The 14,361-nt window shown below is 73.9% G+C and carries 10 protein-coding genes; 8 read left to right on the top strand and 2 right to left on the bottom strand.

All coding sequences use genetic code 11. The features are described from left to right. Positions 1–180 precede the first annotated feature (180 nt). The 6 genes from ACIRGB_RS30300 (at position 181) to ACIRGB_RS30275 (ending at position 7,458) form a co-directional block, all read left to right on the top strand. Positions 181–2,427, top strand: coding sequence for an MMPL family transporter (locus ACIRGB_RS30300; protein ID WP_403871747.1), 2,247 nt, complete (start codon positions 181–183; stop codon positions 2,425–2,427). After that, on the top strand, positions 2,405–2,986 hold the full coding sequence (locus ACIRGB_RS30295; RefSeq protein ID WP_403871745.1) for a GNAT family N-acetyltransferase: 582 nt from the start codon (positions 2,405–2,407) through the stop codon (positions 2,984–2,986). The genes ACIRGB_RS30300 and ACIRGB_RS30295 overlap by 23 nt, the downstream gene beginning before the upstream one ends. A gap of 35 nt (positions 2,987–3,021) precedes the next feature. Further along, complete coding sequence (locus ACIRGB_RS30290; RefSeq protein ID WP_403871743.1) at positions 3,022–3,621, top strand: hypothetical protein; 600 nt, start codon at positions 3,022–3,024, stop codon at positions 3,619–3,621. A gap of 195 nt (positions 3,622–3,816) precedes the next feature. Then, the gene (locus ACIRGB_RS30285) at positions 3,817–4,002 is read left to right on the top strand and encodes a hypothetical protein (protein ID WP_403871741.1); all 186 of its coding nucleotides are present in this window, start codon (positions 3,817–3,819) and stop codon (positions 4,000–4,002) included. A gap of 104 nt (positions 4,003–4,106) precedes the next feature. Further along, a complete protein-coding gene (locus tag ACIRGB_RS30280) occupies positions 4,107–7,214 on the top strand; it encodes an AAA family ATPase (protein ID WP_403871740.1) in 3,108 nt (1,035 codons plus the stop codon). 37 nt (positions 7,215–7,251) lie between these two features. Continuing rightward, positions 7,252–7,458, top strand: a complete 207-nt coding sequence (locus ACIRGB_RS30275) for a DUF6191 domain-containing protein (RefSeq protein ID WP_403871739.1) — start codon at positions 7,252–7,254, stop codon at positions 7,456–7,458. A gap of 8 nt (positions 7,459–7,466) precedes the next feature. Here ACIRGB_RS30275 and ACIRGB_RS30270 read toward each other — a convergent pair whose 3' ends face one another. Both ACIRGB_RS30270 and ACIRGB_RS30265 read right to left on the bottom strand, forming a co-directional pair. Continuing rightward, positions 7,467–8,636 carry a PQQ-dependent sugar dehydrogenase gene (locus tag ACIRGB_RS30270; RefSeq protein ID WP_403871738.1) on the bottom strand — a complete coding sequence of 390 codons (1,170 nt, stop codon included), beginning with the start codon at positions 8,634–8,636 and terminating at the stop codon, positions 7,467–7,469. A 128-nt stretch (positions 8,637–8,764) separates the two neighbouring features. Beyond that, entirely contained in the window at positions 8,765–9,763 is a 999-nt protein-coding gene (locus tag ACIRGB_RS30265; protein WP_403871737.1) for an aldo/keto reductase, read from the bottom strand. Positions 9,764–9,837: 74 nt separating this feature from the next. Here ACIRGB_RS30265 and ACIRGB_RS30260 point away from each other — a divergent pair, with 74 nt between their 5' ends. Further along, positions 9,838–10,779, top strand: a complete 942-nt coding sequence (locus tag ACIRGB_RS30260; RefSeq protein WP_403871735.1) for a 2-hydroxyacid dehydrogenase — start codon at positions 9,838–9,840, stop codon at positions 10,777–10,779. Positions 10,780–11,180: 401 nt separating this feature from the next. Further along, positions 11,181–14,312, top strand: a complete 3,132-nt coding sequence (locus ACIRGB_RS30255) for a putative bifunctional diguanylate cyclase/phosphodiesterase (protein WP_403871733.1) — start codon at positions 11,181–11,183, stop codon at positions 14,310–14,312. Positions 14,313–14,361 lie beyond the last annotated feature (49 nt).

Genomic DNA, 14,361 nt, shown 5'->3' with positions numbered 1-14,361 from the left:
GTTGTTGTGAATAAGGCCACTAAGTCCGCAAAGGATCATTTCTGCCTGCAAGAGTGATCCCGCATTGCTCATGCGTTCTTTGCGGGCGATTCACACCATGGACGTCTGTTCCCGGTGTTCCCGGCTTTTCGGGTCTTCCCGGTCAAAGATCCACAATCAGACACCCCTGGGAGCACGTTCGTGGCAGCCCTCGCACGCTGGTGTGTTCGACGTCGCCTCGTAGCCGTCCTGCTCTGGCTGCTCGCCCTCGGCGGCGTGGCCACCGCCGCCACGCTCACCGGCTCCGCGTACTCCAACGACTACGGCATCCCCGGCACCGGCTCCGACCGCGCCTCCCGGCTGCTCGAATCCCGCTTCCCCGACCTCGGCGGCGACAGCGACACGATCGTCTGGCACACCACGACCGGCACCGTCCGCGCCGCCGACGTCGAACAGGCCATGACCCGCACCCTTGACCGGGTCGCCGACCTGCCCGGGGTGGCCGCGGTCACCAACCCGTACCACGACCGCGACTCGCCCCTGATCAGCGAGAACGCCGACACCGCGTACGCCACCGTCACCTTCGAGGCCGCACCCCAGGACATCGACGCGGGCCAGGCGCGGGCCGTGGTCGACACCGTCGAGGCGGCCGAGACCGACGGACTCCGGATCGAACTGGGCGGCGGCGCCATAGCGCTCACCGAGACCGGCGGCGGCCACCTCGCCGAGGCCGTCGGCGTGGCCGTGGCCGCCGTCGTCCTGTTCTTCGCCTTCGGCTCCGTCGCCGCGGCGCTGCTGCCCATCGCCACCGCGCTGGTCTCCGTCGGCACCGCCTACGCCGGCATCACCCTCCTCGGCCACGCCATGACCGTCGCCGACTTCGCCCCCATGCTGGGCACCCTCATCGGACTCGGCGTCGGCATCGACTACGCCCTGTTCATCGTCACCAGACACCGGCGCGGACTGAAACGGGGCCTGTCCGTGGCGGACGCCGCGGCCGACGCCGTGGCGACCACCGGACGCGCAGTCGTCTTCGCCGGCGCCACCGTGTGCATCGCCCTGCTGGGCATGCTGATCCTCCGGCTGAGCTTCCTCAACGGCGTCGCCGTCGCCGCCTCGCTGACCGTGCTCCTCACCGTCGCGGCCTCCGTGACGCTGCTGCCGGCCCTGCTGTCGTACATCGGCCCGCGCGCCCTGAACCGGCGCGAGCGGCGCCGGCTCGCCGAGCACGGTCCCGAGCCCGAGGTGCCGACCGGGTTCGCCGCCCGCTGGTCGGCCTTCGTCGAGCGCCACCCGAAACTGCTCGGCGCGCTCGCCCTCGTCGTCATCACCGTCATCGCCCTGCCCACCCTCGGCCTGCGCCTGGGCACCTCCGACCAGGGCAACGACCCCAAGGGCACCACCACCCGCCAGGCCTACGACCTCCTCGCCGACGGCTTCGGACCCGGCGTCAACGGCCCGCTCACCCTGGTCACCGAGGTCCGCGGCGCCGAGGACCGCCTCGCCCTGGACAACCTCGACGCCACCCTGCGCACCACCGAGGGCGTCTCCTCGGTGACACCGGTGATGTACAACTCCGGCGGCGACGCCGCGTACCTCACCGTCGTACCCGAGTCGGCGCCGCAGTCCCGGCAGACCAGCGACCTGGTCGAACGGCTGCGCGACGAGGTGCTGCCGCGCGCCGAGGCCGGTACCGCGCTCGACGTGCACGTGGGCGGCGTGACGGCCGGCTACGACGACTTCGCCGGCGTCATCGTCGGCAAGCTGCCCCTCTTCGTCGGCGTCGTCATCGGGCTCGGCTGCCTGCTGCTCCTGCTGGCCTTCCGCTCCGTCGGCATCCCCCTCAAGGCCGCCGCCATGAACGTGGCCGCGGTGGCCGCCGCCTTCGGCGTGGTGGTGGCGATCTTCCAGTGGGGCTGGGGGAGCGAACTGCTCGGCCTCGGCAGCGCCGGACCGATCGAACCCTTCCTGCCCGTGATCATGGTCTCGGTGCTCTTCGGGCTCTCCATGGACTACCAGGTCTTCCTCGTCAGCCGGATGTACGAGGAGTGGCTGGAGACCGGCGACAACCGCCGCGCCGTCCGGGTCGGACTCGCCGAGACCGGCCGCGTGATCAACTCCGCCGCCGTCATCATGATCTCGGTCTTCCTCGCCTTCGTCCTCAGCGGCGACCGGGTGATCGCCATGTTCGGCATCGCGCTCGCCGCCGCCGTCGCCCTGGACGCCTTCGTGCTGCGCACCCTCCTGGTGCCCGCCCTGATGCACCTGCTCGGCCGCGCCAACTGGTGGCTGCCGCGCCGCCTGGACGCCGTCCTGCCCCGCATCAGCATCGAGCCGCCCGAGTGCCGGGCCGCCCATGAGAGGCTGGCCGCGGTGACGGACGCCGGGGTGGCGGACGTCCTCGCGGAGGAGGAACGACAGCGGGATGTACGCGATACCACTGGGTGACGGAGCCGAACTGCGCCCCCTGGAGACCTGGCACGCCGAGGAGTTCCTGGCCCACCTGGACCGGGGCCGGGACTTCATCACCGAGCACATCCCGTTCGGGGCGAAGGCCACCGACGTCGACTCGGCGCGCGAGGTGCTCCAGACCTACGCCGACCGGCACGCCGCCGACAGCGGCTTCCTGCACGGGCTGTGGCTGGACGGCCGGCTGGTCGGCGGCCTGCTCTACCGGGTCTTCGACGCCGCCACCGGCGTCTGCGAGATCGGCTGCTGGCTGGAGCCCGCCGCCACGGGGCGCGGCCTGGTCACCCGCGGCGCACGCGTGCTGATCGACTGGGCCTTCGACGAGCGCGGCATGCACCGCGTGGAGTGGTACGCCTCCTCGGCGAACACCCCGAGTGTCAACGCCGCGCGGCGACTCGGCATGATGCGGGAGGGCGTGCTGCGCGAGAGCTTCCCCCACCGGGGCACGCGCCAGGACATGGAGGTGTGGGCGGTGCTCGCACCCGAGTGGCGTGCGGCACGCGAGGCACGCGCGCGTGCCGCTCACAAGGATCATTAAGGGACCTCTCAGACAGCGTCCGTACGGTGCGAGGCATGGGAACGAAGACAGTGGACGAGACCGGCGTGAAGACCGACGAGCACAAGACGGACGGGGCGACCGAGGCGACCGAGGCCGCCGGGTCCACCGAGGTCACCAAGGCGGCCGAGGCCCCCGGGACGGCCGAGACCGACACACCGCAGGGCGCCGACGCGGCGACGGACGAGGATACGGACGCCGCCGAGCGGACCGGGGCGGGCCCCACCGGCGTCGGCCAGGGCGCGGGCGCCGTCGTCTCCGCCGGTCTCGGCATCGTCTCCCTGACCGGCAGCTGGGTCGGCACCGTGGCCTCCGCGCGCGAGTCGCTGATGGGCCAGCTGCAGACCTCCTCCTCGTCGAACGTCGGCACGCTGATCGAGAAGGGCTACGGCAACGCCTGGCAGGCCACCGCGATGTGGGGCGGCATCTTCGCCCTGGTCGCGCTGATCGTCGGCGTCGTCGTGCTGGCCCGCCCCGCGTTCGGCGCGCCCGGCCGCCCGCAGGCCCCGTGGATCAAGTCGGTCGCCTGGGCGGGCGTCGCCCTCGGCGTCATCGGCCTGCTGCTGGCCGTCCTGAAGTACACCGACGTCCTGCTGGGGCTGCCCTCCGCCGGCTGACCGGGCACGTCCGAGGGGTCTTAGGGCCGTCGCCCGCCTGTGGCGCGCGGCCTAAGACCCCTCCCGCGCGTCTAAGGCCCCCCGCGGGGCCGAAGATGCGGAACTTACCCGATGTGGCCCACCCCCCTGGGAGACGAAGGTTGAGGCATCGCAACCGAGCGAAGCCGAAACCGAACAGGAACCGAGGGGCACACCATGTACGAGTACGAGATCCAGCGATACCGCTCCGCCGAACTGATCCGCCGCGCCGACGAGGCCCGGCTGGCCCGCGAGGCGATCCTGGCCCGGCGCGCCGCCCGCCGCCAGGCCCGGCACGGCGCCGCCGAGGCGGAGAGCCATACGCCGCGGCAGCGCCGGCCCCGGTTCGCCCGGGCCGCGTGAACGGGGGAGCCGGGGAGGGAGGCCGCACGGCCTCCCTCCCCGCCGTCGTTCCCGCCGCCGTCCGCCTGCCGAAAACCGGTGACCCGCTGTCGTACCCGCGTGCGATGCTCGGGTCCGTGGAGACCAGGTCCGTCAGTCCCGTGTTCGTCGGCCGCACCGGCGAACTGGACACGTTGAACGAGGCGCTCGCCCGCGCGTCCGCCACCGGGGGAGAGCCGCAGGCCCTGCTGCTCGGCGGCGAGGCCGGCGTCGGCAAGACCCGCCTCGTCGAGGAGTTCGCCGCCGCGGCGGACCGGCGGGGCGCCGTCGTCGCACTGGGCGGCTGCGTGGAGATCGGTGCCGACGGGCTGCCCTTCGCCCCCTTCTCCACCGCGCTGCGCGCCCTGCGCCGCCACCTGCCCGGGGAACTGGCCGCCGCGGCCGCCGGACAGGAGGAGGAGCTGGCCCGGCTGCTGCCCGAACTGGGCGAGGGCGCCGCCCCCGGACCCGGCACCGGCCGGCACGACGAGGAGAGCATGGCCCGGCTCTTCGAACTCACCGCCCGCCTGCTGGAGCGCGTCGCCGCCCGGCACACCGTCGTCCTCGTCCTGGAGGACCTGCACTGGGCCGACGCCTCCACCCGCCACCTGATCGCCTACCTCTTCCGCACCCTGCGCACCGGCCGCCTCGTCGTCCTGGCCACCTACCGATCCGACGACATCCACCGCCGCCACCCGCTGCGGCCCCTGCTCGCCGAGCTGGACCGGCTGCGCACCGTCCGCCGCCTCGAACTCGGCCGCTTCACCCGCGACGAGGTGGGCCGCCAGATCGCCGGGATCCTCGCCCACGAACCCGACCCGCTCCAGGTCGACGCGATCTTCGAGCGCTCCGACGGCAACGCGTTCTTCGTCGAGGAACTCGCCGTCGCCGCCCACGAGGGCAGCTGCACCGGCCTCACCGACTCCCTGCGCGACCTGCTGCTGGTGCGCGTCGAAGCCCTGCCCGAGAGCGCCCAGCGAGTCGCCCGGATCGTCGCCGAGGGCGGCTCCACCGTCGAGTACCGGCTGCTCGCCGCCGTCGCCGGGCTCGCCGAGGACGACCTCATCGAGGCGCTGCGCTCCGCGGTGAACGCCAACATCCTGCTCCCCGCGCCCGACGGCGACGGCTACCGCTTCCGCCACTCCCTGGTCCGCGAGGCCGTCGGCGACGACCTGCTCCCCGGCGAACGCTCCCGCCTCAACCGGCGGTACGCGGAGGCGCTGGACGCCGATCCCACGCTGGTGCCCGCCGCCGAGCGCGTGATGCGCCTGGCCAGCTACTGGTACCACGCCCACGCCCCGGCCAAGGCCCTGCCCGCCGTCCTGGACGCCTCCGTCGAGGCCCGCCGCCGGCACGCCTACTCCGAGCAACTGCGACTCCTCGAGCGCGCGATGGAGCTGTGGGACTCCGTCCCCGACGACGTACGCGCCACCCTGCGCCCCGTGGACTACACCGAGGTCTACCCGCCCTGCGGCTGCGACCCCGCCACCACACCCCTGCGCTACCTGGACCTGATGGCCGAGGCCGCCGTCGCCGGGCGGCTGTGCGGCGAGCGCGAGCGCGCCATGAAGATCACCAAGCGGGCGCTGCGCCTGCTGGACGAACAGGACACCGGCGCCGGCGCGGGCGCGGGCGGCCGGGACCCGCAGCGCGCCGCCTGGTTCTGGACCCAGCGCTCCCTGCTGGTGCAGGCCCAGGGCCGCGGCGACGGCTGGCGGGAACTGGGCATCGCCCAGGAACTGGTGCGCGGCCTGCCGCCCTCCCAGGTGCACGCCGAGGTGCTGGCCATGTCCGCCAACTGGTCGATGCTCCACTGCCCGGGCCCCGACGCCATGACGGCGGCCGAACGGGCCGTCGAGTACGCGCGCATGGTGGGCGCCGACGAGATCGAGCTCAACGCCCGGCTCACCCTGGGCGGCCTGATGGTGGACGCGGGGCAGATCGACGCCGGACTCGCTGAGATGTTCCAGGTCAGGGATCTGGTGGTGGCCAAGGACCGGTCCGTCGTGGTGGCCCGCAGCCATGTCAACCTGCCCTCGGCCCTGGAGAGCGTCGGCCGCTCGCGGGACGCGCTCGGCATCCTGCGCGAGGGCATCGAACTCACCCGGCGGACGGGCCTGCTGGAGTCCGAGGCGTGGGTCTGGGGCAACCTCGCCGAGTCGCTGATCTCCCTGGGCCGCTGGGACGAGGCCCTGGAAGCGGCGGACCGGGCCGGAGCACCGGGCCGCAGCCCCGCACCGCGCGGTGGCGCCGCACTCAAGCGCGCCGCCGTCGCCCTCGCCCGCGGCGAGCGGGCCGAGGCCGCCCGGCTGCTCGCCGAGGCCCGCGCCGCCTACGGCTCCCACGACCCCATGCCGCAGTACCGCCTGCCGCTGGCGGCCCTCACCGTCGGCGTCGCCGCGGCCGAGGGCCGCCTTGAGGACGCCCGCGCCGAACTCGCCCGCGTCCTGGACACGGGCTTCCCGCCCGGCACCCAGCGCTACGGCTGGCCCCTGCTGCTGTCCGCCGCCGAGGCGGAGGCCGACGCGCGCACCCTGCCGGCGGCCGAAGAGGGCCGCGCCGACGTCCTCGAACGCCTCGCCGGGGCCGCGAAGCACCTGACGACGGGCGCCCCGGTCTGGGTCGCCCACGAGCGGTGGGTCCGCGCCGAACTCCACCGCGCCCGGGGCCAAGACACCCCGCGGCTCTGGTCGGAGGCGGTCACCGCCTTCGAATGCCTGGAGCGGCCCTACGACCTCGCCCGCGTCCGGCACCGGCTGGCCGGCGCCCTCCTGGCGACCGGCGGCGAGGACGAGCGCGCCCGCGCCACGGAGCTGCTGCGCCTGGCCCGCACCGTCGCCGACCACCTCGGCGCCCGCCCGCTGTCCGACGCCGTGGCCGAACTGGGCCGACGCGCCCGCCTCACCCTCGGCCGCGCCGCCGAAGCGGGCCCCGCGTCCGCGTCCCCGCCCGCCGACCCCGCCGAGGCCCTCGGCCTCACCGGCCGGGAGCGCGACGTGCTGCGGCTGGTCTCCGCCGGCCGCACCAACCGGCAGATAGCGGAGGAACTCTTCATCTCGCCCAAGACGGCCAGCGTCCACGTCTCCCACATCCTGGCCAAGCTCGGCGTCTCCGGCCGAGGCGAGGCGGCGGCGGTGGCCCACCGGCTGGCGCTCTTCCCCGCCGAACCGCTCACGTCCCGTTCGGCGGAGTGAGGCTTACGCTGTAAGGACGCCGACCGACGGAGGCACGATGTTCAACGCGTTCGAGGAACTGTTCTCGCCCGGCCGCAAACACACCCAGGACGAGCAGAACCGCCTCGAACTGACCCGCGAGGACGTCGGCGACGGCGACCCCGGTCACGGCCCCATAGACCTCACGTCGGGCAAGGTCGTCGTCCACCGGCCGCGGGCCGACGAGGCGGAGAGTCGGGACCCGGGGGCCGAGAAGGACGCATAGCCGGTCGCCTACTTCACCTCCAGCTCCAGAACGCGGTCGTCGTCGCCCTTCGGGTCGCCGCGGCCGTCCGTGTTGCTGGTCACCAGCCACAGCTTGTCGCCGCCCGCCGGGGCCACCGTGCGCAGTCGGCCGTACTCGCCCTCCAGGAAGGCCTGCGGGTCGGCCGCGGCCTCCGTCCCCTTCAGCGGGATCCGCCACAGCCGCTCACCGCGCAGCCCCGCCATCCACACGGACCCCTCGGCGTAGGCGATGCCGCTGGGGGAGGCCTCGTCGGTCTTCCACTGCGCGACCGGGTCGTGGAACCCGGAGCCGCCGCCCTTGCCCTCCGCCTCGGGCCAGCCGTAGTTGTCCCCCGGCTTGATCGCGTTCAGCTCGTCCCAGGTGTCCTGGCCGAACTCCGAGGCGAACAGCCGCTGTCTGCCGTCCCAGGCCAGCCCCTGCACGTTCCGGTGGCCGTAGGAGTACACGGGGGAGTCGGGGAAGGGGTTGCCGGGCGCCGGTTCGCCGTCCGGGGTCATCCGCAGGATCTTGCCGCCGAGGGACTTCTCGTCCTGCGACAGTCCCGTGTCGCCGCTCTCGCCCGTGCCCGCGTAGAGCATCTTGTCGGGGCCGAACGCGATCCGGCCGCCGTTGTGGATCACGCCCTTCGGGATGCCCCGGAAGACGGTGTCCGGGGCGCCCAGCTGCTCGCCGGCCGGCTTCTTCTCGTCGTACAGCATGCGCACGACGCGGTTGTCCGAGGCCGACGTGAAGTACGCGTAGACCAGGTGGTCGGAGGCGAAGCCGGGGGAGAGCGCGATGCCCAGGAGGCCGCCCTCGCCGGACGGGGACACCCCGGGCACCTCGCCCAGCTCGGTCTTCTTGCCCGACTCGGCGTCGACCCGGGTGATCGTGGCCGCGTCGCGGGAGGAGACCAGCAGGTCGCCGCCCGGCAGCGGGGCCAGACCCCAGGGGCTGTCCAGCCCCGTGGCGACCGTACGGAGCACCTTGACCGAGCCCTTCGCGGGTGGTGTCTCCTCGGCGGGCGATCCGGCGGGCGAGGACGGCGCCGCCGTACCGGCCGGGGAGGAACTGCCGTCCGCTCCGGACGGGTCCGCGCCGCCGGAGGAGCCGGAGGAGCAGCCGGCCGTCAGCAGGAGAGCGGCGGCCAGCACGGCCGGCACGGCTCGACGTTGCACGATCCTTGGTCCCTTCGACGCGGCGGGTTCTCCCTGTCATACACCGCACGGGCCGTAGGAGTTCCCGATCGGCGCATCCCGAATCCGGGACCGGGTCCGGCGGCGGGCGACGAGGGCGCCCGCGCGCGTCACTCCCAGGAACCCTGCGCCGGCGGCAGCGCCCGCACCTCCGCCAGGTCCCGCTCGGTCAGCCGCAGCCGGGCCGCCCCCGCGTTCTGCGTCACCCAGCGCTCCTGCTTGGTGCCCGGCACCGGCACCACGTGCCGCCCCTGCGCCAGCACCCAGGCCAGCGCCACCTGCGCCGCGGTGACCCCCTCCCCGTGCCGGGCCGCGATCCGGCGCAGGGCGGCCACGATCGGCTGGTTGGCGGCCATCATCTCGGCGGTGAAGCGGGGGTGCCGGGCCCGCAGGTCCTCCGGCTCGAAGCCCTGGCCGGGCGTCAGCGTGCCGGTCAGGTAGCCGTTGCCCAGCGGCATCGCGGCCAGGAAGCCGACGCCGCGCGAGACGCACCACGGCAGCAGGGTCCGCAGCGCCTCCGGCGACCACACCGACAGCTCGGCCTCGACCGCGCTCACCGGGAACACCTGCTGCACCCGCTCCAGTTGGCGGATCGTCGCGTCGTGCAGCCGCGCCCCCGGCCGCCGGGCCGAGCGCGCGCCGACCGCGCACAGGCCGAGCGCCCGTACCTTCCCGGCCCGCACCAGCTCCGCCATCGCGCCCCAGGTCTCCTCGACGGGTATCTCGGGGTCGGCGCGGTGCAGTTGGTACAGGTCGATGACGTCCGTCTGGAGCCGGCGCAGGGACGCGTCGCAGGCACGCCGCACGTAGCCGGGGCGGCCGTTGGCCACGATGTGCTGTTCCCCCACCAGCAGACCGACCTTGGTGGACACGAAGGCGTCGGACCGCCGCTCCTTCAACACCCGGCCCAGCAGCAGCTCATTGGTGAACGGGCCGTACATGTCCGCCGTGTCCAGCAGGGAGGACCCCACATCCAGGGCCCGGTGCACCGCCCTGAGCGACTCCTCGCCCCGCTGCCGCGAGGCGCTGTACGCCCAGTTCATCGGCATGCACCCCAGTCCGACGGCCCCCACCGCGAGTGCCGTCGCGCCGATCGTCCTGCGCTCCACCGGTCGTGACCCTCCCTCGTCAGGCCACCCAACCTAACCTCTGCCTCTTGGCCTGCTGACATAGCCTCCTGACCATGACTGCTGACGTGTGGCTGCCCATCCCGCCGGACGAGATCGAGGGCCTCCCCGAGGGCCCCGCCTACCACCACTGGGACGGCGAGGAGACCTTCCCCGCCGACCCGGCCGACTGCGCCTTCTACGTCGTCCCCTACATGAAGCCCTCCACGGTCGGCGTACGCCCGCTGCCCGAGATGCGCTCCGTGCAGGTCGTCCAGACCCTCTCCGCGGGCATCGACCACGTCGAACCCGGTCTGAAGCACCTGCCCGCGGGCGTACGGCTGTGCAACGCGCGCGGCGTGCACGAGGCCAGCACCGCGGAGCTGACCCTGGCCCTGGTGCTGGCGTCGCTGCGCGGCATCCCGGACTTCGTGCGGGCGCAGGACCGCGGCGAGTGGCTCGGCGGGTTCCGGCCCGCGCTCGCGGACCGGACGGTCCTCATCGTCGGCTACGGGTCGATCGGCGCCGCGATCGAGGACCGGCTCGTGCCGTTCGAGGTCGCGCCGGTGGTGCGCGTCGCGCGCTCCGCCCGCACCACGGCGCGCGGCCCCGTGCACCCGCTCACCGAACTCCCCGCCCTGCTCCCGCGGGCCGACGTGGTCATCCTGTCCACACCGCTCACCGAGGCCACCCGGGGACTGGTCGACGCCGAGTTCCTGGCCCGGATGAAGGACGGTGCCCTGCTCGTCAACGTGGCGCGCGGACCGGTCGTGGACACGAAGGCGTTGCTCGCCGAACTGGAGAGCGGGCGCCTCACCGCCGCCCTCGACGTGACCGACCCCGAACCGCTGCCGCCGGGCCATCCCCTGTGGCATGCTCCCGGCATAGTCGTCAGCCCGCACGCGGGCGGTCCGACCTCCGCCTTCCTGCCGCGCGCCAAGCGGCTGCTGGTGGGCCAGTTGACCCGGTTCGTGAACCGGGAGCCGCTGCGCAACGTGATCCTGACGACGGGCGCGTAATCGGTTTCGGGCACCCTCCGCGACGCCCCGGATGCGGTGGGTGCGCGCATATCCGCTGGTCGTCACGGAGCGTAGAGAACCTATGTCCCTGAGTGACGAGACTGGTGTATCGTCCGACAGGGGATGCGCCGCGCACCGTACGGCGCCGGGGATGGACATCTCAGACTGTGAGGGGGGCGACGGGCGATGCACGGCCTATGGACCAACGATCCGACGCGGCGGAGCCGCCGCCGGCGACCCTGGCGCACGACCGCGCACCGACGGGGTCGGCACGGCCCCCACGGCGGCCGGCCCGCTCAGCGCTGCCCCCATCCGCGCCGGCCGGGCGACCGCAGGAGGCAGGACCGGCCGGCTCACCGCTGTGCGCGGGACGCGGGCGCGGTGCGGACCGGGAGGCCGCGGTGAGTCCGCCCCCCGTGCCCACGCTGGACGGAGCGCTGCGCGGCCCGGCCCCGGCCGGACCGCTGCCGGCCCGGCCGTCGGCCGCCGCCGACGGACCGCCCCTCGTCCGCCAGTTGGTGCTCGCCCTGGTCTGCGCGGCCTACGCCGTCGGTGCCGCGCTCGGCTGGGGTTCGCAGTACGTCGCCAAGATCATGGGCGACTTCGGCCTGAGCGCCGCCGCGGGCGCCGCCGCCGTCTCCTGCTTCCTCTACGCCCGCGGACGCCGGGTCCGCTTTCGACCCGCCTGGCTGCTCTTCGCCCTCTCCTCGGCGATGGCGTCCCTGGGCAACCTGGTCTGGGGGTGGTACGAGGTCGTGCTGCGGGCGCCGGTGCCCAGCCCCAGCTACGCGGACCTGTTCTTCCTGTGCTTCGCGCCGCCCGCCATCGTGGGACTGCTGGTGCTGGCCAAGCGGCCGGTGACCAAGGCCGGCTGGATCTGCCTGGGCCTGGACGCCTGGCTGATCGGCGGTTCGCTGCTCACCCTGGCCTGGAGCCTGGCGCTGGCCCAGGCGGCGAAGGCCGAGGGCGGGTCCAGCGTCGCGCGCTCCGCCCTGTCGGTGGCGTACCCGCTGCTCGACATCGCTCTCGTCAGCATGGTGCTCGCACTGCACTTCAGACGGTCACCGGTCGGCAGATCCGCCGTCAACACCGCCATCGGCGCGCTCGCCCTGACGGTGATGTGCGACGCCCTGTTCACCTCGCCACTGCTGCACAACAGCTACCGCTCCGGGCAGCTCCTCGACGCGGGCTGGTTCGCCGGCTCCCTGCTGCTCGCGTACGCCCCCTGGGCAGCGTCCCGGCGCGGGCGGCCGGCGCCGGACGAGCGGGAGTCCGGCGGCCACACCCGCGTGGTGCACGAGCACGTGCCCGGACAGCGCGGCGCCGGTCACCAGCCCACGCCCCCCGCCGCACCGTCCGTCCCGCCCAGCGCCCTGCCCGGGCCGGGACAGAGCGGCGAGCGGGGCCGCTTCCCGGCCGCCCGCCCCATCGCCGGGTCCCTGGCCGCGCTCACGCCCTACCTCGCGGCCGCCGTCTGCACCCTGGGCATCCTCTACAACGTGCTCAACGGCCGCAGCGTCGACCGCGTGGTGCTGCTGACCGGCGGCACCGTCGTGCTCGCGCTCGTCGTCCGGCAGGGCATCATGCTGCTCGACAACATGGTCCTCACCCAGGAACTGGCCCAGAAGGAGAACCACTTCCGCTCCCTGGTCCAGGGTTCCAGCGACGTCATCATGATCGCCGCGCCCAACGGCATCCTCCGCTACGTCTCCCCGGCCGCCGCCGGGGTCTACGGACGGCCCGCGGAGGAGCTGGTGGGCACCGAACTGGCCGAACTCATCCACCCCGAGGACCTCGGCTGCGTGGTGCACGAGGTACGCCGGTTCCTGGCCGCCAGCCCGGTCGAGGAACCCACCACGCGCATCGAGTGCCGCTTCCGCTCCGGAGGCGGGGGCACCTCCCGCTCGGGCGGAGCCGAGAGCGGGGGAGGCTGGCTCAACGTCGAGTCGACCGTCAACCGGCACCACGGCGGCCTCATCTTCAACAGCCGGGACGTCACCGAGAGGGTGCGCCTCCAGGCACAGCTCCAGCACAACGCCGAACACGACCCGCTCACCGACCTGCCCAACCGCGCCCTGTTCACCCGGCGCGTCCAGCAGGCCCTCTCCGGGCGCCGCGCCTCCGACCGGGGCGCCGGCCTGCGCGGCACGGCGGTGCTCTTCATCGACCTCGACGGCTTCAAGGGCGTCAACGACACCATCGGGCACCAGGCCGGCGACGAGCTGCTCGTCCAGGCGGCCCGCAGGCTCCACGAGGCGGTCCGCAAGGGGGACACCGCCTCCAGACTGGGCGGCGACGAGTTCGCGGCCCTGATCGTCGGGGACGGCGCCCGGGACCGGGCCGCCCGCGAGGGCCACATCCGGGAGCTGGCCGACCGGCTCAGGCTCACGCTTTCCCAGCCCTACCTCATCGACGGCAACGAGGTCCGGGTCAACGCCTCCATCGGTGTCGCCTTCGCCGAACCGGGCCTGGGCGCGGGCGAGTTGCTGCGCAACGCCGACCTCGCCATGTACCGGGCCAAGGCGGGCGGCAAGGGCCGCGTCGAGCTGTACCGGCCGCAGATGCAGCAGGACGTCGTACGCAAGGCCGAGCTGGCCACCCGGCTGCGCGCCGCGCTGCACGACGGGGAGTTCGCGCTGCTGCACCAGCCGGTGGTCTCCCTCACCGACGGCCGGATCACCTCGGTCTGCGCCCAGCCGCGCTGGCGCTCCTCACAGGGCGTGCTGTTCACCCCCGCCGAGTTCCTGCGGGTGACCGAGGAGGGCGACCGGACCGCCGAACTCGACCGCTGGGTGCTCCGCGAGGCCGTCGAGCAGGCCGCCGAGCGCGCGGCGACCGGGCTGTCGGTGACCGTGGCCATACGCATCGGCGCCCGCCGCCTGCTGGACCGCTCCATGCCGCTGGGCTCCGTGGAGGCCCTGCTGACCCGGCACGGACTGCCGCCCGGCTCCCTGGTGATCGAGCTGTCGGACATCGACCCACGGGTCGGCCTCGACGAGCTGGACCGCCGGCTGAACGCCCTGCGCCGGGTCGGCGTCCGCATCGCCCTGGACGGCTTCGGCAGCGGCTACGCGGCGATCACCGCGCTGCGGCGGCTGCCCGTGGACGTCCTCAAGCTCGACCGGGGCCTGGTCGACGGCGTCGTGGAGTCCGCGCGACTGCACAAGATCACCAGCGGTCTGCTGCGCATCGCCACCGACCTCGGGCTGAAGTCCGTCGCCGACGGCGTCGACCTGCCCGAGCAGATCGTCGCCCTGCGCGCGATGGGCTGCACGCACGGACAGGGCATGGCGTTCTCCGGGGCCCTGGACGAGTACCGGCTGCGCAGAGCGCTGGGCACCGGCCACTACCCGGTGCCGCACGGACCGGCCGAACCGGCCTTCGCGGGCGGCGGCGCCGGGGTGTACACCAAGGGTGTCGGCGGCCCCGCCCCCGGCCAGGTCGTCGGCGGTGTCGCCGCCGGGCTGCCGGCCGTCCTGAGCGGTGGCACGGCCCTGCGCTCACATAATGAGACTCCCGTCCCACCCACTTGACAGTGAGTGTGCGCCGGAGGGAAGGTCAGTGCCATGCGCACCCGAATTC

This window comes from Streptomyces sp. NPDC102490 (assembly GCF_044765285.1).
GTDB lineage: Bacteria > Actinomycetota > Actinomycetes > Streptomycetales > Streptomycetaceae > Streptomyces.
Note: the sequence above shows the minus strand (reverse complement) of the source record. Positions and strands in the feature narration are given on the sequence as shown.